This is a genomic window from Mycobacterium sp. (genome assembly GCF_035499775.1).
Lineage (GTDB): Bacteria > Actinomycetota > Actinomycetes > Mycobacteriales > Mycobacteriaceae > Mycobacterium.
Genome location: NZ_DATJYB010000112.1, coordinates 1 through 23,260 on the forward strand (window position 1 = coordinate 1; position 23,260 = coordinate 23,260).

Genomic DNA, 23,260 nt, shown 5'->3' on the forward strand with positions numbered 1-23,260 from the left:
GACGCGCGGTGATCGCGACCCGACACGCGCGAAACCAATTCCGCCGGAACGTGTTCGGATGCGATGAGCTCGGTGAGCGTGAGGTCGGGCGACAGGTTGGACACGACGATCGGCGCGGTGATCGTCGACCCGTCGCGTAGCCGCACCCCGGTCACGGTGCTTTTGTCGCCGACTTTGCCGACGAGAATCTGTTCGACCTTGGCGCGGAATCGGATCTCACCGCCGTGCGAGACGAACATCTCGCGCAAGTGTTCGGTGAGAGCGCCGATGCCGCCCTTGAGCTTGGTCATCATCGCGGTGTTGTTGTCGGGGACCGCCAGGGCGAACGCCAAGCAGGCCGCGCTGCCGGGCGTATACGGTCCGCGGTAGGTGGAGTTGACGGCCAGAAACGCGAGCATTCCCCGCATCACGGCGTGCTTGTCCTTGTCGGGCAGGTAGCGGTCGATAACATCCATCGCCGACCCGAACAGCATTTCGTGAATCGCGCGGCGTTCGGCGTCGTTGGCCGCGCAGGCATACATTTCGTCAAGGGTCTTGGGCGGTTTGCGAACATCGAAGCGGCCCAGCGCCTTTGCGGGGCCCTGACTCCACATGATCAGCTCGGCCATTCCGGTGACCGCCTCGAAGCCGTGCTTCTCGCCGAGGTGCGTCATCAGTTGCATCGGGTCGCGGTAGAAGACCATCGGCTCTTCGCCGTGGTCGCCGATGTTGGTCGACATCACCTCCGGCTCCACCTCGGGCAGCGTATCGAGCCCCAGATCCTTGGTGATCTCGCTGGGCATCGGGAACTTCACCGAACCCGCGATTTCGTAGCGGAAGCCGTCGATCAATTCAACCGTCGCCGCCATTCCGCCCGCGTAGGTGTTGGCTTCCAGGCACACCGTGCGCAGGCCCGCGCGCTGCAGAATCGCCGCGGCGGCCAGTCCGTTGTGTCCCGCCCCCACCACGATCGCGTCATAGTCCGTCGTACTCATAGTGGCCAAGAATATGTCAGTACTGACATAATTGGAAGATGTCAGAACCCGCCGCCCCGGCAAACCGTCACGAGCTACGGAGACGGTCGACGCATGAGGCGTTGCGCCAGGCCGCATTGAAGAGCTTCGCCCGCAAGGGATTTGCGAACGTGACCGTCACGGAACTGGCGCAGGAGGCCGGCGTCACCGAACGCACGTTCTTCCGGCATTTCCCGACCAAGGAGGCGGTGCTGTTCCAAGACTACGAGACGCAGCTGGAATGGCTGGCCGAGGCGCTGGGGCGGCGCGCGGCCTCCGAGTCGCTGTTCGACGCGGTGCTGGCCGCTGTGGCGGCTTTCCCGCATGACCTCGAAGTGGTGCGCCAGGCTGCGGCCGCACGTGCGGAGCTGATCAGCGCGGACCGCATCGCGGGTCATCTGCGGGTGGTGCAGGCGTCGTTTGCCCGGGTGCTGACCGAATTCGTCAGGAGCCGGCGCCTGGATGTGGACCACGCTGACCTGGCCGCCGAGGTTGCGGGATCCACCCTCGCGGCGGCTCTTGTTGTGGGAGTTGAGCATTGGGGTCGCAACGGGTGCCGAGGCGACCTTGGTGAACTGGTCGCCGCCAGCCTGGATCTGCTGCGTTCGGGTTTGTCGCCGCTGGCCTGATATCCCCCACGTTCGACGCGCCCACAGGTCGCTAACGGGTGCCGGTGGCCAGCCGAAGCAGCCCGCTGCGTAACTCGTTGTCGCGTTTTCCGGCGGCGAGTTCGACCAGCGCGATCTCGGCGACGGCTGCTACCAGCAGTGTGGCGATCGGCTCCGGGGGCGCCCAACCGAGTGCCACCAGGTCCGGCAGCACCAGGGTGGCGCTGCTGTCGTTGCGGGCCGCGACCAGATCGCTCAGCCCGGCCTCGGTGCGTGACTGCACGAGCAGTGCCTTGGTGGCCGGCTCGGCCAGACACCCGTCAAGGTAGGCGTTCATCCCGGCCTCGAGCCGGTCGCGCCCCGGCGGTAGGTCGGCCACGGCCGCAGCGATCGAGTCTGCCAGCTGGTCGTGGAAGCGTACGTGCAACGCCCGCACGTAGTCCGACCGACTGGGCCAATGCTGATAGAAGCTGCCTTTGGCCATTCCGGCCTCCGCGACGATCGCGTTGACCGAGATCCTGGCCAGATCGGCGCTGCCCAGCAGCCGCTGGCCCGCGTCCAGCAGCGCATTACGGCCGGGCTCAGGCGATCTCACGGGACCCGCTCCGGACCCGCGCCCTGCGCTGGCTGCGCCGGGCCAGCATTTCGCCGTACTGCTTGCATACGTGAATCACGCCGGTCAGCTGGTAGGTGATCCATCCCCGGTGTGTGGAGGGCAGGTTCTTCTCGAACAGCCGATGGCCGAGGATCTGCATGGCCCATCCTCCGACGAACATGGTGGCCCCGACTTTCGGCTTGGCGAACACCAGCGGCATGCCGGCCGCGATAATCGGTGTCCCGATCAGGTGGGTGGCCCGCACTCCCCGGGACGTGTGTTGGGTGCGGAAGTAGGCCATCTTGTCCGCGAACGGCGCTTCGGGTGGCGGGGCTTGTTGTTGCGTTCCCATAGCGCTACTCTACGGGATGACCGACCAGTCGGTCAAATTCTGAGAGGAACTCCCATGACGACAATCCAAACCCGGGCCGGACGGGTCGCTTACCGCGAATTAGGCAGTGGGCCAACGGTTTTGTTGCTGCACGCGACGTTGCACGACGGACGCGACTTCGACCCGGTCGTCGAGTCGCTGGCCCGGCGCTACCGCGCCATCGCGGTGGATTGGCCCGGCCACGGAGATTCGGATCCGGTCGACCCCGCCCTGGAGCCCGGCGCGCCGCTCTTCGCCGATGTGCTCGAAGACGTCGTCGACGGGCTGGGTATCTCGCGGGCCGTGCTGATCGGCAATTCGGTCGGCGGGTTCGCCGCGGCGCGGCTGGCGATCTACCGCCCCGACTGCGTCGCGGGTCTGATCCTGGTCAATTCGGGCGGTTTCGTACCGTGGAATCCGTTGTCCCGCATGTTCTGCCGGATGCTGGGCAGGCCGGCGTTGTTCCGCGCGACCGCTCCCCTGTTCGTCTGCGGCTACATGAAGGCCCAGACCGACAGCGACCGCGCGATCGTCGAGCGCGCGATTGCGAAGGCGAAGACGGCCGACGGCTTGCGGACCGCTGCCGCGCTGTGGCGCAGCTTCGCCACCCCCGGGCACGACCTGCGCGGCCGCGCCGCTGAGCTGACGGTGCCGACGCTGATCGTGTGGGGCAGGAAGGACACCGCGATATCGCTGCGCGCGGGTTACGCGACCCGCGACGCCATCCCCGGCTCCCGGCTGGAAATCCTCGACACCGGGCACGTGGTCTTCTCGTCGGATCCGCAGGGCTTCCTCGCCGTCGCCGAACCGTTCCTGGCATCGGTCGCTTCGCGGCGGTAAGAGTCCGGGCGAGGCTGGCTAGCCCGGCAGCTGGGCCAATAACATCTTCAGCATGACCACACCGGAGGAAGGCCATCGGCACTACCCACAATTGATTCCCGGCCGGCTACTGCGCGCTGGGCAGATCCACCACCCGGCCGTGCTGGACGAAGCCAAGAGGCGACGCGACAACCTTCAGTTGCGTCTGGCCGACCGGATCACGGCGTTTGCCGGGTCGATGAACTTCGTCTGGATTCACGCGGCACTGTTCGCCCTGTGGATGTTGGTCTTGGAGAAGAACCCCTGGCCGACGCTGACCCTGGTGGTGTCGCTCGAGGCGATTTTCCTGTCGACCTTCGTGATGATCGGGCAGAACCGCCAGGCGTCTTTCCAGCAGGCCAAGGCCGACCACGACTTCGAGACCCAGGAATTAGAGCTGAAGACCAACACCGAGCTCACCCGCCAGATCCATTTGCTCACACAGGAATTGCACAAGCGCTTCATCGGCCCGGCGGCTGAACACGATTGACTTCACATGTCTGCTGCGCTGGCCACGGCTGCCTCCACAAAACGGCGCAGCACGGCGTTGCGGGCTTGCGGCAGAAACGCCAGCACGACCGGGCTCTTGGGCGCTCCGCGCAGCGCGATGAACCGCACACCGGGGTGGATGTTGCGCCGCACGGCGACGTCGGGAATGACGCCGATGCCGCGGTCGGCGGCCACCGATTCGATCCACTCGTCGTAATTGGCAGTCTCCACAACGGTTTTCGGCTCAGCACCCGCCGGCCAGGACCATGGTCCGGTGGTACCGCTGGTGGTGTTGACGACCAGCGGCCAGTGCGGGACTTCGGCCCAGTCCAACTCCGATCTGGCCGCGAGCCGGCAATGCACCGAGCAGACCGCCACTCGTGACTCGTCGAACAGGTGCACGACCCGCACCGGGTTGGTTGGTGGGCCTGACGCAACACGTCCCCGGACCACGGCGACGTCGACCTTGCCCTGCTGCACCGCGCCCAGCGCGTCGTCGGTGCGGACCAGGCTGACCGTCGTCCCGGTGGCGCGTTCGAACCGCGCCACAGTTTCCTGTGCCCACGGATCGGGCAACAGCCAACTGAAACCAAGGCGGATGCTCGCCTGCTGGCGGACCGCCCCGAAGGCGCGTTCAAGCTCGGCGAGGACCCGCTCGACGTGTTCGAGGAACGTCTGTCCGGCCGGCGTCGTCTCCACGTGGCGCGAACTGCGATCGAGCAATGTCACCCCGAGCGCGTCCTCTAACTGCCGGATGGTGCGACTCAGCGCGGGCTGGGTGATGGTGAGTTCGTTGGCGGCGTGGGTGAACGACTTGAGCCGGGCCACCGCCTCGAATACCCGCAGGTGCCGCAACTCGACTCGGCCACTATCCAGCGCGCCCATGCCTGACAAGCATAGATGCATGACAGCAGGCATTTCACAGGGGATTTCCGTCGCCCTAGCGTCGGTTGCAGCAAGGGCATACCAATACAGAATCGAGGAAGACCATGCCGCTGCTCTATATCGACCTGATCGAGGGCCGCACTGCCTCGCAGGTCCGCGCGCTGCTCGACGCGGTCCACGAGACCGTCGTTGAAGCGTTCGGGGTGCCCCAACGCGACCGCTATCAGGTGGTGCACACCCACCCGGCCCACGAGATCGTCGCGTGGGATACCGGACTCGGCATCGAGCGCTCGGCCCGGCAAGTCGTTGTGCACGTGGTGAGCCGCCGGCGTCCGCGCGAACTCAAGCAGAAGTTCTATGAGCTGCTGGCGTCACGTCTCGCCGACCGCTGCGGGTTGGACCCGGCCGATCTGATCATCTCGGTTACCGAAAATGACGACGAGGACTGGTCTTTCGGCTACGGCCGGGCGCAGTTTCTCACCGGGGAACTGAAATGAGCCGGTTGACCGAACGCTTCGGGATCCAACACCCGATCCTGCTCGCGCCGATGGCCATGATCTCCGGAGGGCGGCTCGCCGCGGCGGTGACGTCGGCCGGCGGGCTGGGCCTGATCGGCGGAGGCTACGGCGATGCGGACTGGCTGCGGCGCGAATTCGACCGGGCCGGCGGGGCGCGCGTCGGGGTCGGCTTCATCACCTGGAGCCTCGCGCGCAAGCCCGAGTTGCTCGACGACGCCCTGGCGCGCCAACCCGCGACGGTCATGCTCTCGTTCGGCGACCCGGGCCCGTTCGCGGACCGCATCCATGCGGCCGGCGTTCCGCTCACCGCGCAGGTGCAGAACCTCGAACACGCGCGTCAGGCCCTGGACGCCGGTGCGGACCTGATCGTGGCGCAGGGTGGGGAGGCCGGCGGGCACGGCATGTCCATCCGCTCGACGTTCACTCTGGTCCCCGACGTCGTCGACCTGGTCGCCGAACGCTCGCCAGCCACGCTGGTGGTGACCGCCGGCGGTGTCGCCGACGGTCGCGGGCTGGCGGCGGCGCTGGCGCTCGGTGCCGACGGCGCGATCGTGGGCACCCGGTTGTGGGCCGCGCAAGAAGCATTGGTGTCGCCGCGAGCGCACCAGCGGGCCATAACGGCCAGCGGCGACGACACGTTTCGCACCCGGGTCTATGACGTTGTGCGGCAGCTGGATTGGCCCGCGGAATACAACGAACGGGCGCTGGGCAACTCGTTCCTCGACACCTGGCACGGCAACGAGGACCAACTCTGCAAGTCGCTGCCCGAGGCGGTGGCCGACTACGAAAAGGCCGTCGCTGCAGAGGATTTCGAGGCCGCCGCGATACTTGTCGGCGAGGCGGTGGGGCGCGTTCGCGAGGTGCGCCCGGCCGCTGACATCGTCGCCGACATAGCTCGCGACGCCGCGCGGATCCTGAACCGCTCAGTACAGGGGTGACCAGGCCGACGTGCGCAGTAGCCGACTCTGCCACTGGTCGCGGTACTCCAGGGCGTCGAACATGTAGCTGCCGGGCGCGCGGTGCTCGCGCGGGATTTCGTTGGTCAGCAGGTGCACCAGCGCCGCGTAGTTGTCGGCGTCGTCAATCTTCTGCCACAGCATCGCTTCTCGTCGCCGGTAGCTTCCGTGTGCGACCTGGAAGCAGGCCTGGATGTCCAGGATCCGAATCCGGGCGGGGGCCGTCGACAGCGGCCGGTAGTAGATCTCGTCCCAGGAGCGGATGTAGTCGTCCAACGGCGCATACGGCCAGCCGGTGTCCTCCATGAAAAGCGACAGCGGGTGGGTCTCGCCGTCGGTGGGCACGGTCGCCAGGTCCAACGTCTGCAGCGGCGACCAGGTGACCGGCAGCAGCAGCTTGCCCGTCACTTCGTGGCGCAGGTTGTCCAGTTCGCGCATCCAGGGTTTGAGGTCACCCTTCTGGACGCGGTGCGCCAGCGCCTCCCAGGCCACGCCGTCGGTGATCGCGGTGATGGTGACCACGGTGTAGGACGCCCCGGAACCGTGCGCGTGGTTGGTGTACCAGAGCAGCCGGGCGTTGTCCTCGTTGGCCACCGTAGGCATCCAGCCCTCGCGGTAGGCGGCCTCGAACTCGTCCTGTCGCGTCCCGACCACCTTGTGGGTCTCGTGCAGAAACAGCATTGGCCCTCCCTTGGTTTCAGGTGTGATCCGCGATCAGCTCGGCGATCTCACGACGGCTGATCTTGCCGGTCGCGTTGTAGGGGATCTGGTCCACGACGGCCAGTCGCTCGGGCAGCTTGAAGTAGGCGATCAGCTCCCGGCAGTGCGACCGCAAATCTTCCAGCGTCACCGGGGCGCAAGCCACCACCACGGCCCCCACCCGCTGGCCGATCTCCTCGTCGGCGACTCCGGCGACCGCGACGTCGCTGACCGCCGGATGGGAACGCAGCGCCTCCTCGACCTCGACCGGCCCGAACTTCTCTCCCCCGCGGTTGATGGTGTCGTTGAGTCGGCCGCTCGGGAAGATGTAACCGTCGGAATCCCGGCGGGCGAGGTCTCCGGTGCGCAGCCAGCCTCCGGTGACGTTCTGGGCGGTGTTCACCCACAGCTCGCCGACGACTCCCGCCGCGACGTCGTCGCCGGAGGCCGGGTCCACCACGCGCACCTGGACTCCGGGTAGCGGCCGGCCGACCGAGCCCGCCCGGGCGGGCTCGCGATGATCGTCGGGCATCAGCGTCGTGTAGGCACCCAGGGTCTCGGTCTGACCGAACACGTTGGCGAACGCCACATGAGGAAGCGCCGCCATCGCCCGGCGCACCAGCGCGATCGGCGCGGCGGCCGCCCCGTAGGCGACGGCGACCAACGACGTCAGATCGGTGGCGGCGAAGTCGGGATGGTCGAGGATCCGCTGCAGCATCGTCGGCACCAGGAAGGTGGCGCTCACCCGATGCGCCGACACCAGGCGCAACCACTCGCCCGCGTCGAACCGCTGCTGCACCGCCGACGTGTTGCCGGAGTAAAGGCTGCCGAGCATCCCGAGCGCGCCGCCGACGTGGAAGAACGGTACGCACATCAGCCCTACCGAGGGCGACGCGGCGGCCCGGAATGGCGCCGCCATTCCGCGGATCCTCATTTCGAGCTGCCGGTTGCTGATGCCGATCGCTTTCGGGAGCCCGGTGGTGCCGCTGGTGAACAGAATCAGCGCGTCCCGATCGTCGACATCGTATGGGGTTGCGACGGGTTCCCGGTCGCCTTGTAGCAGGTCGGTGTCCGTCAAGACCGTGCTCACACCCGCGTCGCGGACCCGGCCCAGGTAGGACTCCCCCGCGACCACCACTTCGGCGCAGCCGGCGTTGCGCAGTAACCCGCGCAGCTCCGACGGTGTCAGCGCCGGGTTCATCAGCGCGGCCGCGGCACCGACGCGGGCCGCCCCGAGCAATGTCGCGATCGACAGCAGGCTTCCACCGTCGACGACGGCGACGCGTTCGCCGGCCGACACGCCGGCGGCGGCCAGCCCGGCCGCGCACCGATCAACCGTCGCCGCCAGTTCGCCATAGCTGATCGGGCGCCCGTCGACGATCAGCGCAACACGAGCGGGATCGCCGGCCGCGGCGGCGTCGATGATCGTGCCCAGGTTCATGGCGGTTAATGGTTCATGGCAGCTAGTAAAGCGGTGACCACGACGAGGTCCGCAGCAGCCGGCTGGTCCACTGGTCGCGCAGATCCAGGGCGTCGTGCATCCACGTCCCTGGGGCGCGGTGTTCCGGGGAAATGTGGCTCCGGAGCAGCTCCAATAGCGCCTCGGGCCGCCGGATGCGCTGCACCAGGGTGACCTCGCGGCGCAGGTGGCTGCCGAGCGCGGGCTGGAATGCGGCCTGGATCGACAGCATGGACGTCGGCCGCTCCAGGCCCTTGGCATACACCAAGCCGCAGCGCTCGATGTATTCCTCGAACTTGTCTTGGTAGGGCCACATGGTGTCTTCCATGTAGAGACTCAGATCGTGCTCGCGCCCGTCGACGGGCACCTGGTCCAACGGCACGTCCTGCAGCGGCGACCACTCGAGCGGCACCAGCAGCTTGGCCTCGACGTCGTGGCGGAGTTCGTCCACGCCGCGCATCCACTTCTGCAGGTCACCCTTCTGCACCCGCAGGGCAAGGCGCTCCCACGCGGCTCCGTTAGCAATCGCGGTGATGGTCACCACGGTGTAGGCGGGACCGCTTCCTTGCGCGTGGTCTGCGTACCAGAGCAACCGGGCGTCGCCGTCGGCGGCGAGCATCGGCATCCAGCCGTCTCGGACAGCGGCTTCGAAGTCGTCTTCGGCGCGCCCGCGCACCTTGTGAACCTCGTGCATGAACAGCACGCTGGGACCTCCCACATGCGGCGCTCTGCCCTGCACGCCCTCGTTTAACGGACGGTATCCCCGCCGATTTCGTTCATCGACCCCGGGTCGCGCGATCTGGACAGCTGAGCCGAGAATCTGGTTTGCTCAAAACGGTACTCGTCTTCACCGCGTAGGAGATCGCAATGAGCAGGCTCGACGTGCCGGATGGCCCCGGTGGCGAAGCCGCGATGATCTGGACGCTGCGGCCCGAACTCGCCGGCATGGTCGAGCGGATGATCCGCGGCGCCTACCAGCAGAGCATCCTGCCGGCCGAGGAGCGCGAGCTGGCCAGGATGCGAATTGCGCAGATCAACGACTGCGTCGCGTGCTCGGGTTTCCGCGCCGAGTCGGTGCTGGATGCCGATATCGCGCCCGAGCTCTACGACAATGTTGCGGCCTACGCCGACTATCCGGGCTACACGGCGCGTCAGCGGCTGGCCATCGAATACGCCGAGCGGTTCGCCACCGACCACGCCTCGATGGACGATGCTTACGTCGAGCGGTTGCGGGAAGCATTCTCCGATGCGGAGATCCTCGATCTCACGCTGTGTGTAGCGGTATTCCTTGGCCTCGGGCGATCGTTGAGCGTGCTGGGCGTCGATCAGTCCTGCGCCATCGACATCTAAGGGGACGAGTGGACATCGCCTCGGTTGACGAACTGCTCACCACGACACGTGCGGTGCGCAAACGGCTCGACCTGAGCCGGCCGGTCGGTCGAGACGTGATCCTCGAGTGCATCCGCCTGGCCATGCAGGCGCCCACGGCCAGCAATGCACAGGACTGGCGCTGGCTGGTGGTCACCGACGCGGGCAAGCGTGCCGCGATCGCCGACATCTACCGCAGCATCGGCGAGCAGTATCTGGCCTACGCCGGCAACAGCGCGACGGATCCGCAGACGAAGCGGGTGTACCAGAGCGCGATGAGCCTCACCGAAACGCTGGCCCAGGTCCCGGTTCATGTCATCCCCTGCATCAACCAGCGCATCGATACCGCTGAGCTCGGTATCGCCTCGGCGGCCTGGGCGTCGATCATCCCGGCCGGGTGGAGCTTTCTACTCGCCCTTCGGTCGCGCGGACTGGGATCGGTGTGGACGACGATGCATCTGTTCAAGGAGCAGGAGGTGGCCGAGCTGCTCGGCATTCCGCCCACAGTTACTCAGGCCGCACTGTTCCCGGTGGCCTACACAATCGGCACCGACTTCCGGCCGGCCGCGCGGCCGCCCGCGGAGGGCATCACTTATTGGGACACCTGGGAACACGCGGACGGAGCGAGTTGATGCAGTCCTACACCGTGCGTTTCCACGTCGACGCACCCCCGAAGAAGGTGTGGCGGGTATTGCATCCGCCTGCACCGCCCAACTCACCGCGGCCGCGGGTCGTCGAATGGCCGGGCGGCAGCATGGAAATCCTGCACGAAGGCGACGAGGCCGGCGAGGGCCTGGTCCGCACGTGCATCTTCGAAGTGCCCAAATACCTGCTGTCCGGCGGCAGGGCGCGGTCCTGGGAGACGGTGACCGAGGCGAAGCTGCACAAGCTGTCGCGGTACATCGCCGTCGGTGCGCCGCTGTGGTCGCGCGCCGAGGGCTATCACGAACTCGAGGAGCAGCCCGACGGCAGCACGGTGCTGACATTCCACGAGACGTACCACGCCTACAACCCGGCGCTGCGCTTCTTTCTGGAACGCCGGGTGCACGCGAGGATTTCGCGCGACAACCTCAAGGTGTACGAGCACGCGCTCGGTTACGCCGGGCGGGTGCGCAGGCTGGCTTGAGACGCAAACTCTTGACTGATTCCAGAAAAGGGCGTCAGATTGTCGGTGCGCGGGCTTTCCCGCCTCGGCGAGCCGGGGTCAGCCGATAGTTCGCGATCACACCCGAGGTCGTGACCATCGACGTCGACGAGCTGAAGCGCGACGTCGAGGAAGTGATGACCACCTCGCAGCCGTGGTGGCCCGCCGACTATGGGCACTACGGGCCGCTGTTCATCCGGATGTCGTGGCACGCCGCGGGCACCTACCGCATCGACGACGGCCGCGGCGGAGCCGGGGCCGGCATGCAGCGGTTCGCGCCGCTGAACAGCTGGCCGGACAACGCCAGCCTGGACAAGGCCCGCCGGCTGCTGTGGCCGGTCAAGAAGAAGTACGGCAAGAAGCTGTCGTGGGCGGACCTGATCGTCTTCGCCGGCAACTGCGCGTTGGAATCCATGGGCTTCAAGACCTTTGGTTTCGCCTTCGGCCGGGCCGACGAGTGGGAGCCCGACGAGGTCTACTGGGGCAAGGAGACCATCCGGCTCGGCGACGAGCGCTACAGCGGCAAGCGTGATCTGGAGAACCCGCTGGCCGCCGTGCAGATGGGCCTGATCTACGTGAATCCCGAAGGGCCCACGGGCAACCCGGACCCGATCGCCGCGGCGATCGACATCCGGGAGACGTTCGGCCGGATGGCGATGAACGACGTCGAGACGGCCGCGCTGATCGTGGGTGGCCACACCTTCGGCAAGACCCACGGTGCCGGCGACGCCGACCTCGTCGGACCCGAGCCCGAGGCCGCTCCGATCGAGCAGATGGGCTTGGGCTGGAAGAGCTCGTTTGGCACCGGTGTGGGTAAGGATGCGATCACCAGCGGCATCGAGGTGGTGTGGACCAACACCCCGACCAAGTGGGACAACAGCTTCCTGGAGATCCTGTACGGCTACGAGTGGGAGCTGACGAAGAGCCCCGCGGGAGCCAACCAGTGGGTCGCCAAGGGCGGCGCGGGCGCGGGCACCATCCCCGACCCGTTCGGCGGGCCGGGCCGGGCCCCGACGATGCTGACCACCGACCTGTCGATGCGGGTGGACCCGATCTACGAGCGGATCACCCGTCGCTGGCTGGAGCACCCCGAGGAGTTGGCCGACGAGTTCGCCAGGGCCTGGTACAAGCTGATCCACCGCGATATGGGACCCATCGTCCGCTACCTCGGGCCGTTGGTTCCCCAGGAGGTACTGCTGTGGCAGGACCCGATCCCGGCGGTCACCGGCGAGCCCCTTGGCGCGGCCGACATCGCCAAGCTCAAGGATCAGATCCTGTCGTCGGGTTTGACTGTCTCGCAACTGGTTTCGACCGCGTGGGCGGCGGCGTCGTCGTTCCGCGGCAGTGACAAGCGCGGCGGCGCCAACGGCGGTCGCGTCCGCCTGCAGCCGCAGGCCGGGTGGGAGGTCAACCAGCCCGACGAGCTCGCCCAGGTGGTGCGCACGCTGGAAGGGATCCAGGAGTCGTTCAACTCGTCGGGGTCGGCCAAGGTGTCGTTCGCCGATCTCGTCGTGCTCGGCGGCTGCGCCGGCGTGGAAAAGGCGGCCAAGGCGGCCGGCTCCGACATCACGGTGCCCTTCACCCCAGGCCGCGGAGACGAGGTGCAGGAGCAGACCGACGTGGAGTCCTTCGCGGTACTCGAGCCCAAGGCGGACGGCTTCCGCAACTATCTCGGCAAGGGCAACCCGTTGCCGGCCGAGTACATGCTGGTGGACAAGGCGAACCTGCTGACGCTGAGCGCACCGGAGATGACGGTGCTGGTCGGTGGGCTGCGGGTGCTGGGGGCGAACTACCAGCAGTCGCCGCTGGGCGTCCTGACGGGGTCGCCCGGGCAGCTGACCAACGACTTCTTCGTGAACCTGCTCGACATGGGTATCACCTGGGCGCCGTCGGCCGCCGATGACGGAACCTACGAGGGCAAGGATGCCGACGGCAACGTGAAGTGGACCGGAAGCCGGGTGGACCTGATCTTCGGGTCCAACTCCGAGCTGCGGGCGCTGGCCGAGGTCTACGGCGCCGACGACGCGAAGGAGAAGTTCGTGGCCGACTTCGTCGCCGCGTGGGACAAGGTGATGAACGCCGATCGGTTCGATCTGGCGTAACGCAGCAACTCGAGGCGCCCCGCGAGCTGATCTGGCTCGCGGGGCGCCTGTTTTTGTCAGACCCCGCGGGCATGGTGGTCGCAAGTACGACGAAAGGGCTTTGCCCAGAAAGGAGTTGGCATGTGCTGGCAGTGCGATCACCCGGGGAGCACCACTGAGGATTACCTCGACGAACTGCATTCGAAGGTGCTCAAGAATGGCTGGGCGGTGCAGTACATCGAGAGTGACCGCCGGCCATTCGCCTACACCGTCGGGCTGACTCAGCGGGGGCTGCCCGAACTACTGGTGACCGGGGTCGTGCCGCGGCGCGCGGTGCGGATGCTGAACAGTGCCGCTCAGCAGGCACTGGAGGTTGGTACGCCGTCGCCCGGTATGCGGTTCACTCTTTCCATCGGCCGCCATGTCGAACTGGTCGAGATAAATCACCCGGACGTGCACCTGAAATTTGCGGTCGCGCTCTATGGGCCGTTGCGGGCGCTGCAGTTGGTGTGGGCCGACGAGCGTGACCGCTGGCCGTGGTCCGCGGACTTCGACGATGGCCGCGGCACTCAGCCGGTGCTGGGCATGCGGGCGGAAGGCGAAAACCGCCGCCGCGGAGGGTGATTGGTGGCAGCATGTCGGCATGGCGGCTGACGGGCTCGTTCCTCTCGACTCGTTGCTGGTCGAAGTCCTCAGCGACAACGTCAGCGACACCTATGTGACCAAGACGCAGTTCGCCAAAGCGGAGTTCGCGAACGTGGTCGACGCCGGCGCCACGGTGATTTCGGGCCAGAACCTGCTGGTCGCCAACCTGGGCTACGGGCTGCGGCTCACGTCGAGGGTCGGGTCGGTCCAACACGTCGTGTTGTTCGACACCGGCACCGAGGGTGCGGCGTTCCTGCGTAACTGCGCCAACCTCGGCATCGGCCTGGGCGCCGTGGAGGAAATCGCCGTCACGCACGGGCACTGGGACCACATGGGCGCGCTGATCGACGCGGTCGACGCGATCGTCGCGCAGCGCGGGTCGGTGACTGTGCACGTCAACCCGCTGATGTTCCGGGAACGCGCGGTCACGCTGACGAACGGGCAGGTGGTACCGACCGAAAAGGTGCCAACGCCGGAGCAGCTGCGCGCCCACGGTGCGGTGGTGGTCAACGACGCCGACGAACGGGGCTTGCTGGACGGCCACTTCTATTACAGCGGCGAGATTCCGCGGGTGAGCGCGTTCGAGAAGGGCCGGTCGGATCATCTCTGCCGGCCCTCCGATGACGCCGACTGGGAGCCCGATCCCCTGCTGATGGACGAGCGCATGCTGGTGGCCCACCTGCGGGGGCTGGGGCTGATCGTGTTCAGCGCATGCTCACATGCCGGAATCGTCAACGTGTGCACCGAGGTGGCGCGCCGCTTTCCCGGCATCCCGATCCATGCGGTGATGGGCGGTTTACACCTGGGTGGTGTGATGGAGCGCATCATCGGCCAGACGGTGGAGGCGCTGGCGCCCTTCGAGATTCGCCACATCATCGCCGGGCACTGCACCGGCTGGCGGGCCGTCCATGCGCTGGCCGCTGCGTACGGCGACCGAGTGAGCCAATCGGCGGTAGGGACCAGTTATCTCTTCGCGGAAGGTTGAGCCCGTCTGATCTCAGGGGATCAGGATGTAGCTCATCCCCGGGTAAGCCGGGACGATTCGGGTGTCGAATTCGTGGAAGCGTGTGGTCTGGTATCCGTTGGCGTCGGTGGCCCCGGGGCCGTTGTTCATTTCGATGACCGTAATGCGGTTGCCGTCTACGGCATCGACCCAGGCGACGTGTCCGTAACCTCCGACGAGCGCGGTGCTGTACACGGCGATCGAGCGCGGTTGCGGGTCGCCCACTACTGTCCAGCCTCCCGCCATGGCTTGGTCAGCCCAGTCTCCGGCGTTTCCGGTGAGCGCTCTGATGTAGTAGCCCGTGTGCCCGTGTATCTGCTCTTGGGCACCCCACGTGCAGTACCCCTCGTAACCGGTGAGCGGGTTATGGTCCGTGGTGGCGCCCGCGGTCCGGTCCGCTGTGCCGTTCGAATTAGCCGGTGCCGCAGCAATTCCCAGCGAGAGGGTGCTGCCTACGGCGATAGCAGCCACAAGGCCGTTGGCCTTCATCAATTCCCTCCCTGACGCTCCGTTGTCAAGGCGGCATTTCTGAGCAGGTGGACACTCGCAGCCGAGGTACCAGCCCAGCGACCGTTACCGTTTCTTTATCGGCGGGCGGACGACATTCGTTTCACACCGTCTATTGCGAGACGGCGTCTGCCAAGCGCCTGGTCGATTTGGTCGTAGGCGTACCGAAGCAGTGGGCCTAGAACCCCCAGTGCTGGTTTATGAATTGCTGGTCGTCGCGCCCGCCCTTAGGATCGCGTGCCGGTATGGTCTCCTGGCTGGTGATCGTGTCCTCGATGTGCACCGGCGGCGGCAGATGCTTGTACTTCTCCTGCCGGGCTTCGGTGGCGTCGTCCTTCTCGTGGGTCATGGCGGCCTCCCTGAGGGACAGTGTGACTCAACAGTGCGTATGCGTCGACCCCCGGGCCAGTCCGGGGAACCCCCGAGAACCTCGGTGTTGGCGAAGATCAATTGAGAAAGTCTGATTGAGGAACTGGCCGACCTATTTGGGTACTCGGCTGATCGGATGGCTCATTGTGGTGGATCGATGAAGCCCATGTCATTGCGGACCTACAGGCTGGTCGAAATACCTTTTTCGTGCAAGCACCCGACGGATCCCACTCCGAAGTCGTGGTCGGGAATGCCCCGCCCATTGATCGACTCTATCTCAGGACAACGCCCGATAGCAGTAAAGAAGCCAACCTCAGCACATTGCCTCCATTCGGGCCCACAGATTTTCGCAGGCCCTGACTTTTATCGGCTCTTCGTATGCTTTAGGACAGGATCATGTCGCCTGAGTGAGGTCGTTGAAATGCCACTCGCCGTCCCACCACAGTTCCATTACATGGCCATCTGGGGGGGCCAAATAATCCACGTGCTGTGTCCCATCACGTGGATGTGAGTACCCGTACGCCGAACCGACGAGAGATAGAGGGGCACCCGTCACGGCAGTGAGGTCGCTGTGCGACCAGGTGCCGTCCCACCGCAGTTCATGATCCGTCGATACCGGTGAATAAGAAGGTCACCACACCCGCAGGCGCAGCCGTCCCGGACACGCTCCAACGGATGTCACAGGGAAAGCGTTCCCACCTCGGACATCGCCGGTTCACGCCGACGAACTGGCAGATTCGAAATGGGCTGCTCGGCCCGGTAATCTGCTTGTTATGTCGTTCAAGTCAGCTTCGGTTGCGACGAGGCTTCTGGCCGCGGGCCTGATGGTCGCGGGCTCGGTCGTTACCGCGGGAGTCGCCGCCGCGGACCCGGAGCCGTCGCCGTCACCCGCTCCCGGACCGCCCCCGGGTCCCCCACCCGCGGCGAAGGCTGCCATGGACCACGACGGCACCTACGTGGTGGGCAAGGACATCGCGCCGGGCACGTACAGCTCCGGCGGACCGGTCGGCAACGGCACCTGCTACTGGAAGCGGCTGGGCAACCCCGACGGCAACCTCATTGACAATGCCTTGAGCAAGAAGCCGCAGGTAGTGAACATCGAGGCGACCGACAAAGAGTTCAAGACGAGCGGCTGCCAGCCCTGGCAGAGCACCCCCGGCGCTGCGCCGGCTGAGGTCCCCGGACCGGTCGCGGGCGCCCAGCTGCAGGGCACCCTGGGCATCCTCAACGGCTTGCTCGGCCCGAACGGCCAGCGAGTGCCGGGGACCTGACGGGTCCCGACTGACTCATGGCGACCGACCGACAGGTGGTCGTGATCGGCGCCGGCGTGAGCGGATTGACGTCGGCACTATGCCTGGCCGAAGCGGGCTGGCCGGTGCGCGTCTGGACGGCCGCGCTGCCGCAGCAGACGACGTCGGTGGTGGCGGGCGCGGTGTGGGTTCCGCCTCGGCCGGCTACGCGAGCCGCCCAAACGCTGGCCTGGTCCGAACATTCGCTGCAGGTGTTTCGCGAGCTGGCCGACGACCCGGGCACCGGGGTGCAGATGGCGCCGGCGCTGGCGGTCGGGGAGTTGACGGGCGAGGACGCGATGTCCTCGGCTGCCGAGCTGATCCCCGACCTACGGCCGGCTGACCCGGCCGATATCCCCGAGGGCTTCAGTGTGGGCTATCGCGCGATCGTGCCGATGATCGACATGCCCCACTACCTCGACTACCTGACGAAGCGGCTGGCTGCGGCCGGCTGCGAGATCGAAATCCGTCCGGTGCGCTCGCTGGCCGAGGCCGCCGACGCCGCACCGATCGTCGTCAACTGCGCCGGCCTGGCCGCCGGGGCGCTGTGTGGCGACGACACCATTCGGCCGCGTTTCGGCCAGCATGTCGTGCTGTCCAATCCGGGCCTGCAGCAACTGTTTCTGCAAATCGACAGCGCTCCGGAGTGGACCTGCTACTTCCCGCACCCGCAGCGCGTGGTGTGCGGCGGCATCAGCATCTTCGACCGCCGGGACACCACTCCGGACCCCGAGTTAAGCGGCCGCATCATCGAACGGTGCCGTCGGATCGAGCCGCGGTTGCGCGAGGCAGAGGTGATCGAGACGATCACCGGTCTGCGGCCCGACCGTCCGACGGTTCGATTGGAGGCCGAGCCGCTGGGGCGGGCGCTGTGCATCCACAATTACGGCCATAGCGGCAACGGTGTGACGTTGTCCTGGGGTTGCGCGCGCGACGTGGCGCGCCTGGTCAGCGGTTAGTCCGGCGACAACGCCATGTCCACCGAGGCATACATCGGCAGCAGGCCGCGCAGCCCGCACGCCGCGATGGTCTGGGCCACGACCGGTTGGCAGCTGGCGAGCCGCAGACTGACGCCCCGCTCGCGACATCGTTCGGCCTCATGGGCCAGCACGGCAAACCCGCAGGAACCCATGAACTCGAGGTCGCGGACGTCGATCACGAACGGACCCGGAGCGATGGCGATGGAGGCGGACCGGTTTAACAGGCGCTGCCATGATTTCTCGTTGCTGGCGTCGACGTCACCACCGACGTGAACGACCACAGCCGATCCACTGCATTCGGTGAATGCGCGCAACCCACTCTGCATGTCGCCGAAATGGGTACGCAGGCGGGTGCTGGAGGGCTCGGGGAAAGTGCCGATCGCGACAGCGTCCATCCTGTGCAACATCCCGTCTGTAGGTGGTGATGACTGCGTGGAAAGGTGATGCGTTCCTGAGTGCCAGAAAGGCCACCAGCGGCGTGTTGTCATAGGGAGGGTATGCCCGCTTTCACGGTGTTGCTAAGCATATGTGTAACAAGGGCTGACAACCAGGGATGTCGGCGACCGAAATTCGGGAGGTCAGAGGCGGTGAAATCGGTTGAGCATTGACTATGCATTGGATGCCCACATCGTCACGATCACGATCAACCGTCCCGAGTCGCGCAACTCGATGGACATGGCGCATTTCCGCGATTTGGCGCACGCGTGGGCCGCTTTTCGCGACGATCCCGACGCCTGGGTCGCGGTGATCACCGGCGTCGGGCGGGATTTCTGCACCGGAGCCGACCTCAAGAAATTCATTCCGGAACTGACCGGCGACCTGCCCCAACCCGGGGGTTGGAACAAGGACGACGCTATTCATGCCGTCCTGCACCGGTTTCCGCTGTACAAGCCGATCGTGGCCGCGGTGAACGGGACGTGCGTCGCCGGCGGCCTGGAGATGCTGGGCTGCACCGACATCCGGGTGGCCGTGCCCGAGGCGCGATTCGCGGTGATGGAACCCAAGCGCGGCCTGTTCGCCGGCGGCGGCAGCACCGTGCGGCTGCCGCGCCAGATCCCCTACGCGCATGCGATGGAGCTGCTGCTGACCGCGGACATGGTGGACGCCGAGCGAGCGCTTCAGATGGGACTGGTCAACCGGGTGGTCCCCGCGGACCGGCTGATGGATACCGCCTACGACTACGCCGGGCGCATCGCCGCCAACGCGCCGCTCGCGGTCTCCGCGACGAAGCAGTCAGCCGTCGAAGGGTTGTCGCTCGACCTGGAGTCCGCGTACGACAACGAAACCCGGCACAGCGATCGGGTGTTCGCGACCGAGGACGCCAAAGAAGGGCCGCGTGCGTTCGCCGAGAAGCGGCCGCCCCGGTGGCAGGCCCGTTAGCGGTCGGCCGCCCGCTTGACGCGACGAGTCAGCAGCGACAGCAGCCAGCTCACGATCGACAACAGGATCGCGGCCCAAATCGCGTCCCACCAGAAATGGTCGATCTGCAGTCCCCACTTGGTGGTGTGCTCGGTGATCCAGGCGGTGAGCCACAGCATGAACCCGTTGATGACGATGTGAAATAGGCCCAGCGTCAGGATGTACATCGGGATCGACAGGATCTGTACCACCGGCTTGACGAACGCGTTGACCAGACCGAAGACCACCGCGACCACGAAGATGATGCCGACCTTCTGCACGGTGTTGTCGTAGCCGACGAAGTGCACTCCTTTGACGAACAGCGTGACCACCCATAGGGCAAATCCGGTCAATGCGGCGCGGAGCAGGAAAGGACCCATGCGCCGATCCTGCCATCAATTGAGGTTGTAGAAGCGCTGCGCGTTCAGGCCGCCGATCTTCTCCCGGGCCGCTTCGCTGATATCGCTGCGGGTGCGCAGATGCTGGGTGCTTTCCGGCCATTCGCCGTCCCAGTGCGGGTAGTCGCTGGCGAACATGATGAAGTCGGCGCCGAGCACGTCGATCACGCCGGGCAGGATCGGTTCCTCAGGTTCACAGGTGACCCAGATGTTGCCGGCCTGCAGGTATTCGTGCGGGTCGCGGCGCCAGCCGCGCTCGACCCAGTCGCCCCGCTTCTCGTAATGCTCGTGCAGGCGGTCGATGAAGAACGGGACCCAGCCGGCACCGGCTTCCAGGAAAGCCACCCGCAACTGCGGATGCCGTTCGAACACGCCGCCGGACACCATCGCCGTCATCGCCGTCATCTGGTCGAACGGGAAGCTGATGCAGTGCACCTGGATGTAGTTGGTGAACCGGTCGACGCCGATCTTGGGCAGGTGTATGCCGGGTGCGCCATGGATGCCCAGCGGCATCTCCAGCTCGACGGCGGCGGCATAGAACAGGTCGAGGTCGGGGTGGTCGAGGTTGCGGGTCTTCAGCGCCGGCGGCACCAACGCCGCGACCAAGCCCAGGTCCTTGGCCTCGCGCATGATGTCGATGGCGACCTGCCCGTGTTCGACGGGCGTCACCGCGACGCCGCGCAGCCGGCCGTTGGTGGGCGCGCAATAGTCGGCGATCCACTGGTTGTAGAGCCGTGCGAAGCCCGCGGCGAACTCCGGATCTTCCAGGCTGGGTACGCACAGGCCGAGGCTGGGATACAGCACCATCGTGTCGATGGAGTCGCGGTCGGCGTCCCCCACCACGCCTTCGGCTGTCCTGCAGTTGATGTCGGGCGCCTTGCTGATCCCGTGCTCGGGCGGACACCCGGCACCGGGACCCTCGTCCTCCGGGTAGTTACGGCCTTCGAACATCAGCCGCATCCGTTTGTCCGTACTGGGTTTGACGTGATCCGGCCACCGTTTGATGGCTTCGACCGCCAGCGACGAGTTCTCGGCGACGTGTCCATCGGCATCGATGATTCGCATATCTCCGGAACTTACACGCGCGGATTGCATGGCGATACGGCTCGCGTTTGCGCTGCGGGTACGCCACGATGCTGTCGTGACAACTCAACGAATGACGGCCGATCAGCGCAACTCGTTTGTCGCGGCGATGCTGGGCTGGACGATGGACGCCTTCGACTACTTCATCGTCGTGCTCGTCTATCAGGACATTGCAAAGACTTTCGGAATCAGCAAGGCCGAGGTCGCGTTCGTCACGACGGCCACCCTGGTCATGCGTCCGGTCGGTGCATTGCTGTTCGGGCTGTGGGCCGACCGCGTCGGACGGCGGCTACCGCTGATGGTGGACGTCATGTTCTATTCGGTGGTCGGGTTCCTGTGTGCGTTCGCACCCAATTTCACCGTGCTGGTTATTTTGCGGCTGCTGTACGGCATCGGCATGGGCGGCGAATGGGGGCTCGGAGCGGCGCTGGCCATGGAGAAGGTTCCCGTCGAGCGACGCGGCTTTTTCTCCGGGCTGCTGCAGGAGGGTTACGCGTTCGGCTATCTGCTGGCCAGCGTGGCATCGCTGGCGGTGATGGGCTGGCTGCATCTGTCGTGGCGCTGGCTGTTCGGGCTATCCATCCTCCCGGCCCTCGTCAGCCTGATCATCCGCTACCGGGTGCAAGAGTCCGAGGTATGGGAAGCCTCCCAGGACCACATGAAGCTGACCAGCACCCGAATCCGCGACGTGTTGCGCAACGCCGCGGTAGTGCGCCGGTTCTTCTACCTGGTGGCGCTGATGACCGCATTCAACTGGATGAGCCACGGCACCCAGGACGTCTACCCGACCTTCCTCAAGGCGCACGACAACCAAGGTGCACACCTGTCCATCTCGACCGCGACGTTGATCGTGGTGATCTACAACATCGGCGCCATCATCGGCGGGCTGTTCTTCGGCTCGCTCTCCCAGCGGATCAGCCGCCGCTACACCGTCGTGTTCTGTGCACTGCTCGGGCTGCCGATCGTGCCGTTGTTCGCCTTCTCGCGGACCGCGGCGATGTTGTGCCTGGGCTCGTTTCTGATGCAGATCTGCGTGCAGGGCGCATGGGGCGTGATTCCCGCGCACCTGACCGAGATGTCCCCCGACGCCATCCGCGGGCTGTACCCCGGGGTGACCTACCAGCTCGGCAACCTGCTGGCTGCGTTCAACCTGCCCATCCAGGAACACCTGGCCGAAACCCACGGCTACCCCTTCGCGCTGACCGTCACCATCGTGCCGGTGCTGATCGCCGTCGCATTCCTGACGTTCATCGGCAAGGACGCCACCGGAATCCAGTTCGGCACCGCCGAAAGCGCTTTCCTGCCAGCCGAAGCGACGTAGCTGCTCGCGCTAGGCGTCGGGGGCGCTCAGGGCGCGTCGCAGCATGTGCATCGCGACCGTCGTGGAGCGCTCGCGGACGTCGGAGCGGTTGCCCGGCAGCCGGATGGTTCGGGTGTCGGTGGTGCCGTCGCCCAACGCCACAGTGAAACAGACCGTGCCCACCGGCTTTTCGGGCGTTCCGCCGTCCGGGCCGGCGATTCCGGTGATCGCGACCGCGGTGTCGGCTTCGAAGCGCTGCAGCGCGCCGGCCGCCATCGCTTCGGCCACCGGCTCGGACACCGCTCCGTGTTCTGCGATCAGCCCAGGGTCGACGCCCAGCAGGTCGGTTTTCGCCTGGTTGGAGTAGCTGACCACCCCGCCCATCACGTACTCCGACGACCCGGGCCGGTCGGTGAGCCGCGCCGCCAGCAGCCCCGCGGTGCAGGATTCCGCGGTGGCGATCCGGCGGCCGGCAAGCAACTGCGCGACCAGATCGTCGACGTTGGAACCGTCTTCGGAGTAGAGCTGATGCCCGTGCTTGTCGCGGAGCAACTGCGTCAGCCGCGCGTACGCGTCGGCGGCGTCGGGCTCGTAGCGGGTGACCATCTCGATCTCCCCGCGCCGCAGGCAGGTGGTGATCTCGAGTTGCCCGAAGCCGGGGACGGCCGTTTCGGCGTCGCGCAGGGTCTCGGCCAGCCCGGACTCGGGTAGCCCGAACATCCTCAACATTTCCTGCTGGTAGACGGTTCGGCCAGCGATCGCGTCCTGCGCCGCAGGGGTCTCAATGGCGTTGTGCCACATCGGCTGCAGCTCGCGCGGCGGCCCGGGCAGCACGATGACGGTGGGCTTCCCCGGTACGACGACGCCCGGGGCGGTGCCCACCGGATCGAGGACCTGCGCTCCGGCGGGGATCAACGCCTGCTTGCGGTTGGCGGCTCGCACCGACTCGAAAGTGCCTGGATCCAAAGCGAATTGGAACGCGGGATTGCGCGCCATGAGCTTCTTGAGGATGTTGGCGACCTTCTCCTCGACCTCTTCGTCGAGCACCAGCTCCCGGCCGCAGAAGCGGGCCACCACCTCGACGGTCATGTCGTCGGCCGTCGGCCCCAGACCGCCGCTGGTGACGATCAGGTCCACACCCTGGTCGGCCATGAAGCGCAGCTGCGCCTCGATGTCGCTCGGGCGGTCACCGCAGATGGTGATGTGAGCCAGTTCGACGCCGAGTTCGAGCAGTCGGTCGGCGATCCAGGGCCCGTTGCGGTCCTG

Annotated in this window: 28 protein-coding genes and 1 pseudogene; 16 read left to right on the forward strand and 13 right to left on the reverse strand. The window is 66.5% G+C overall.

Going from position 1 to position 23,260, the window contains the following annotated elements; translation table 11 throughout:
• The coding region (locus tag VML93_RS08010; RefSeq protein ID WP_325609414.1) for an NAD(P)/FAD-dependent oxidoreductase at window positions 1–974 on the reverse strand (974 nt) is incomplete at its 3' end.
• 38 nt (window positions 975–1,012) lie between these two features.
• Between VML93_RS08010 and VML93_RS08015 the strand changes: the two genes are divergently transcribed.
• The gene (locus tag VML93_RS08015; protein ID WP_325609416.1) at window positions 1,013–1,621 is read left to right on the forward strand and encodes a TetR/AcrR family transcriptional regulator; all 609 of its coding nucleotides are present in this window, start codon (window positions 1,013–1,015) and stop codon (window positions 1,619–1,621) included.
• Window positions 1,622–1,652: 31 nt separating this feature from the next.
• Here the strand turns inward: VML93_RS08015 and VML93_RS08020 are convergent, their stop codons facing one another.
• On the reverse strand, window positions 1,653–2,195 hold the full coding sequence (locus VML93_RS08020) for a TetR/AcrR family transcriptional regulator (protein ID WP_325609418.1): 543 nt from the start codon (window positions 2,193–2,195) through the stop codon (window positions 1,653–1,655).
• Window positions 2,182–2,547: a DUF962 domain-containing protein gene (locus VML93_RS08025; RefSeq protein ID WP_325609420.1), complete on the reverse strand. Its 366-nt coding sequence runs from the start codon at window positions 2,545–2,547 to the stop codon at window positions 2,182–2,184. The genes VML93_RS08020 and VML93_RS08025 overlap by 14 nt, the downstream gene beginning before the upstream one ends.
• A 54-nt stretch (window positions 2,548–2,601) precedes the next feature.
• Between VML93_RS08025 and VML93_RS08030 the strand changes: the two genes are divergently transcribed.
• Together VML93_RS08030 and VML93_RS08035 are read left to right on the forward strand one after the other, a co-directional pair.
• Entirely contained in the window at window positions 2,602–3,405 is an 804-nt protein-coding gene (locus VML93_RS08030; protein ID WP_325609422.1) for an alpha/beta hydrolase, read from the forward strand.
• Window positions 3,406–3,457: 52 nt separating this feature from the next.
• The gene (locus tag VML93_RS08035) at window positions 3,458–3,913 is read left to right on the forward strand and encodes a DUF1003 domain-containing protein (RefSeq protein WP_325609424.1); all 456 of its coding nucleotides are present in this window, start codon (window positions 3,458–3,460) and stop codon (window positions 3,911–3,913) included.
• A 2-nt stretch (window positions 3,914–3,915) separates the two neighbouring features.
• Here VML93_RS08035 and VML93_RS08040 read toward each other — a convergent pair whose 3' ends face one another.
• Window positions 3,916–4,797, reverse strand: coding sequence for a LysR family transcriptional regulator (locus tag VML93_RS08040; RefSeq protein WP_325609426.1), 882 nt, complete (start codon window positions 4,795–4,797; stop codon window positions 3,916–3,918).
• Window positions 4,798–4,901: 104 nt separating this feature from the next.
• On the opposite strand from VML93_RS08040, the gene VML93_RS08045 reads away from it, so the two are divergent.
• A complete protein-coding gene (locus VML93_RS08045) occupies window positions 4,902–5,294 on the forward strand; it encodes a tautomerase family protein (protein WP_325609428.1) in 393 nt (130 codons plus the stop codon).
• Window positions 5,291–6,253: a nitronate monooxygenase gene (locus VML93_RS08050; protein ID WP_325609430.1), complete on the forward strand. Its 963-nt coding sequence runs from the start codon at window positions 5,291–5,293 to the stop codon at window positions 6,251–6,253. The genes VML93_RS08045 and VML93_RS08050 overlap by 4 nt, the downstream gene beginning before the upstream one ends.
• On the opposite strand, the gene VML93_RS08055 is transcribed toward VML93_RS08050, so the two are convergent.
• From VML93_RS08055 to VML93_RS08065, 3 genes are read right to left on the reverse strand one after another with little or no spacing between them, the layout of a single operon-like run.
• Window positions 6,239–6,952, reverse strand: a complete 714-nt coding sequence (locus VML93_RS08055) for a hypothetical protein (RefSeq protein ID WP_325609432.1) — start codon at window positions 6,950–6,952, stop codon at window positions 6,239–6,241. The genes VML93_RS08050 and VML93_RS08055 overlap by 15 nt on opposite strands.
• A 16-nt stretch (window positions 6,953–6,968) precedes the next feature.
• Window positions 6,969–8,411, reverse strand: a complete 1,443-nt coding sequence (locus tag VML93_RS08060; RefSeq protein ID WP_325609434.1) for a class I adenylate-forming enzyme family protein — start codon at window positions 8,409–8,411, stop codon at window positions 6,969–6,971.
• Window positions 8,412–8,433: 22 nt separating this feature from the next.
• A complete protein-coding gene (locus VML93_RS08065; RefSeq protein ID WP_325609436.1) occupies window positions 8,434–9,123 on the reverse strand; it encodes a hypothetical protein in 690 nt (229 codons plus the stop codon).
• A 173-nt stretch (window positions 9,124–9,296) separates the two neighbouring features.
• Between VML93_RS08065 and VML93_RS08070 the strand changes: the two genes are divergently transcribed.
• The 6 genes and pseudogenes from VML93_RS08070 (at window position 9,297) to VML93_RS08095 (ending at window position 14,652) form a co-directional block, all read left to right on the forward strand.
• The gene (locus VML93_RS08070; protein ID WP_325609438.1) at window positions 9,297–9,779 is read left to right on the forward strand and encodes a carboxymuconolactone decarboxylase family protein; all 483 of its coding nucleotides are present in this window, start codon (window positions 9,297–9,299) and stop codon (window positions 9,777–9,779) included.
• An 8-nt stretch (window positions 9,780–9,787) separates the two neighbouring features.
• Window positions 9,788–10,429, forward strand: coding sequence for a nitroreductase family protein (locus tag VML93_RS08075; protein WP_325609440.1), 642 nt, complete (start codon window positions 9,788–9,790; stop codon window positions 10,427–10,429).
• On the forward strand, window positions 10,429–10,923 hold the full coding sequence (locus tag VML93_RS08080) for an SRPBCC family protein (RefSeq protein WP_325609442.1): 495 nt from the start codon (window positions 10,429–10,431) through the stop codon (window positions 10,921–10,923). Before VML93_RS08075 ends, VML93_RS08080 begins: the two co-directional genes overlap by 1 nt.
• A 104-nt stretch (window positions 10,924–11,027) precedes the next feature.
• Window positions 11,028–13,043, forward strand: a pseudogene (katG, locus tag VML93_RS08085) (catalase/peroxidase HPI); the annotation flags it as partial.
• 120 nt (window positions 13,044–13,163) lie between these two features.
• Window positions 13,164–13,646 carry a DUF4262 domain-containing protein gene (locus VML93_RS08090; protein WP_325609444.1) on the forward strand — a complete coding sequence of 161 codons (483 nt, stop codon included), beginning with the start codon at window positions 13,164–13,166 and terminating at the stop codon, window positions 13,644–13,646.
• A 19-nt stretch (window positions 13,647–13,665) separates the two neighbouring features.
• The gene (locus VML93_RS08095; protein WP_325609445.1) at window positions 13,666–14,652 is read left to right on the forward strand and encodes an MBL fold metallo-hydrolase; all 987 of its coding nucleotides are present in this window, start codon (window positions 13,666–13,668) and stop codon (window positions 14,650–14,652) included.
• Between the two features lie 12 nt (window positions 14,653–14,664).
• Here VML93_RS08095 and VML93_RS08100 read toward each other — a convergent pair whose 3' ends face one another.
• Together VML93_RS08100 and VML93_RS08105 are read right to left on the reverse strand one after the other, a co-directional pair.
• Window positions 14,665–15,159, reverse strand: a complete 495-nt coding sequence (locus VML93_RS08100; protein ID WP_325609447.1) for a CHAP domain-containing protein — start codon at window positions 15,157–15,159, stop codon at window positions 14,665–14,667.
• A gap of 196 nt (window positions 15,160–15,355) precedes the next feature.
• Window positions 15,356–15,526 (reverse strand): hypothetical protein, encoded by a 171-nt coding sequence (locus tag VML93_RS08105; protein WP_325609450.1) that lies wholly within the window; start codon window positions 15,524–15,526, stop codon window positions 15,356–15,358.
• A gap of 164 nt (window positions 15,527–15,690) precedes the next feature.
• On the opposite strand from VML93_RS08105, the gene VML93_RS38520 reads away from it, so the two are divergent.
• The 3 genes from VML93_RS38520 to VML93_RS08115 all read left to right on the forward strand — a co-directional run bounded on the left by VML93_RS38520 (window position 15,691) and on the right by VML93_RS08115 (window position 17,794).
• The gene (locus tag VML93_RS38520; protein WP_414686303.1) at window positions 15,691–15,906 is read left to right on the forward strand and encodes a DUF3892 domain-containing protein; all 216 of its coding nucleotides are present in this window, start codon (window positions 15,691–15,693) and stop codon (window positions 15,904–15,906) included.
• 413 nt (window positions 15,907–16,319) lie between these two features.
• Entirely contained in the window at window positions 16,320–16,817 is a 498-nt protein-coding gene (locus VML93_RS08110) for a hypothetical protein (RefSeq protein ID WP_325609452.1), read from the forward strand.
• Window positions 16,818–16,834: 17 nt separating this feature from the next.
• On the forward strand, window positions 16,835–17,794 hold the full coding sequence (locus tag VML93_RS08115; RefSeq protein WP_325609454.1) for an FAD-dependent oxidoreductase: 960 nt from the start codon (window positions 16,835–16,837) through the stop codon (window positions 17,792–17,794).
• Here the strand turns inward: VML93_RS08115 and VML93_RS08120 are convergent.
• Window positions 17,791–18,210, reverse strand: coding sequence for an anti-sigma factor antagonist (locus VML93_RS08120; protein WP_325609456.1), 420 nt, complete (start codon window positions 18,208–18,210; stop codon window positions 17,791–17,793). The two genes, VML93_RS08115 and VML93_RS08120, sit on opposite strands and share 4 nt — an antisense overlap.
• A gap of 202 nt (window positions 18,211–18,412) precedes the next feature.
• Between VML93_RS08120 and VML93_RS08125 the strand changes: the two genes are divergently transcribed.
• On the forward strand, window positions 18,413–19,195 hold the full coding sequence (locus tag VML93_RS08125; RefSeq protein ID WP_325609458.1) for an enoyl-CoA hydratase/isomerase family protein: 783 nt from the start codon (window positions 18,413–18,415) through the stop codon (window positions 19,193–19,195).
• On the opposite strand, the gene VML93_RS08130 is transcribed toward VML93_RS08125, so the two are convergent.
• On the reverse strand, window positions 19,192–19,593 hold the full coding sequence (locus VML93_RS08130) for a phage holin family protein (protein WP_325609460.1): 402 nt from the start codon (window positions 19,591–19,593) through the stop codon (window positions 19,192–19,194). The genes VML93_RS08125 and VML93_RS08130 overlap by 4 nt on opposite strands.
• Before the next feature lie 15 nt (window positions 19,594–19,608).
• Window positions 19,609–20,676 (reverse strand): amidohydrolase family protein, encoded by a 1,068-nt coding sequence (locus VML93_RS08135; RefSeq protein ID WP_325609462.1) that lies wholly within the window; start codon window positions 20,674–20,676, stop codon window positions 19,609–19,611.
• Between the two features lie 28 nt (window positions 20,677–20,704).
• Between VML93_RS08135 and VML93_RS08140 the strand changes: the two genes are divergently transcribed.
• Window positions 20,705–22,015 (forward strand): MFS transporter, encoded by a 1,311-nt coding sequence (locus VML93_RS08140; RefSeq protein WP_414686304.1) that lies wholly within the window; start codon window positions 20,705–20,707, stop codon window positions 22,013–22,015.
• A gap of 9 nt (window positions 22,016–22,024) precedes the next feature.
• On the opposite strand, the gene VML93_RS08145 is transcribed toward VML93_RS08140, so the two are convergent.
• Window positions 22,025–23,260: competence/damage-inducible protein A (locus tag VML93_RS08145; RefSeq protein ID WP_325609466.1), on the reverse strand; the 1,236-nt coding region annotated here is incomplete at its 5' end.

Coding starts and splice junctions, on each gene's coding strand:
- VML93_RS08025 (WP_325609420.1), bottom strand. CDS start 2,547: ATGGGAACGCAACAACAAGCCCCGCCACCCGAAGCGCCGTTCGCGGAC.
- VML93_RS08130 (WP_325609460.1), bottom strand. CDS start 19,593: ATGGGTCCTTTCCTGCTCCGCGCCGCATTGACCGGATTTGCCCTATGG.
- VML93_RS08090 (WP_325609444.1), top strand. CDS start 13,164: ATGTGCTGGCAGTGCGATCACCCGGGGAGCACCACTGAGGATTACCTC.
- VML93_RS08030 (WP_325609422.1), top strand. CDS start 2,602: ATGACGACAATCCAAACCCGGGCCGGACGGGTCGCTTACCGCGAATTA.
- VML93_RS08100 (WP_325609447.1), bottom strand. CDS start 15,159: ATGAAGGCCAACGGCCTTGTGGCTGCTATCGCCGTAGGCAGCACCCTC.
- VML93_RS08115 (WP_325609454.1), top strand. CDS start 16,835: ATGGCGACCGACCGACAGGTGGTCGTGATCGGCGCCGGCGTGAGCGGA.
- VML93_RS08045 (WP_325609428.1), top strand. CDS start 4,902: ATGCCGCTGCTCTATATCGACCTGATCGAGGGCCGCACTGCCTCGCAG.
- VML93_RS08035 (WP_325609424.1), top strand. CDS start 3,458: ATGACCACACCGGAGGAAGGCCATCGGCACTACCCACAATTGATTCCC.
- VML93_RS08140 (WP_414686304.1), top strand. CDS start 20,705: ATGGCGATACGGCTCGCGTTTGCGCTGCGGGTACGCCACGATGCTGTC.
- VML93_RS08080 (WP_325609442.1), top strand. CDS start 10,429: ATGCAGTCCTACACCGTGCGTTTCCACGTCGACGCACCCCCGAAGAAG.
- VML93_RS08015 (WP_325609416.1), top strand. CDS start 1,013: ATGTCAGAACCCGCCGCCCCGGCAAACCGTCACGAGCTACGGAGACGG.
- VML93_RS08040 (WP_325609426.1), bottom strand. CDS start 4,797: ATGGGCGCGCTGGATAGTGGCCGAGTCGAGTTGCGGCACCTGCGGGTA.
- VML93_RS08050 (WP_325609430.1), top strand. CDS start 5,291: ATGAGCCGGTTGACCGAACGCTTCGGGATCCAACACCCGATCCTGCTC.
- VML93_RS08095 (WP_325609445.1), top strand. CDS start 13,666: ATGGCGGCTGACGGGCTCGTTCCTCTCGACTCGTTGCTGGTCGAAGTC.
- VML93_RS08120 (WP_325609456.1), bottom strand. CDS start 18,210: ATGGACGCTGTCGCGATCGGCACTTTCCCCGAGCCCTCCAGCACCCGC.
- VML93_RS08060 (WP_325609434.1), bottom strand. CDS start 8,411: ATGAACCTGGGCACGATCATCGACGCCGCCGCGGCCGGCGATCCCGCT.
- VML93_RS08105 (WP_325609450.1), bottom strand. CDS start 15,526: ATGACCCACGAGAAGGACGACGCCACCGAAGCCCGGCAGGAGAAGTAC.
- VML93_RS08065 (WP_325609436.1), bottom strand. CDS start 9,123: ATGCACGAGGTTCACAAGGTGCGCGGGCGCGCCGAAGACGACTTCGAA.
- VML93_RS08110 (WP_325609452.1), top strand. CDS start 16,320: ATGTCGTTCAAGTCAGCTTCGGTTGCGACGAGGCTTCTGGCCGCGGGC.
- VML93_RS08070 (WP_325609438.1), top strand. CDS start 9,297: ATGAGCAGGCTCGACGTGCCGGATGGCCCCGGTGGCGAAGCCGCGATG.
- VML93_RS08055 (WP_325609432.1), bottom strand. CDS start 6,952: ATGCTGTTTCTGCACGAGACCCACAAGGTGGTCGGGACGCGACAGGAC.
- VML93_RS08135 (WP_325609462.1), bottom strand. CDS start 20,676: ATGCGAATCATCGATGCCGATGGACACGTCGCCGAGAACTCGTCGCTG.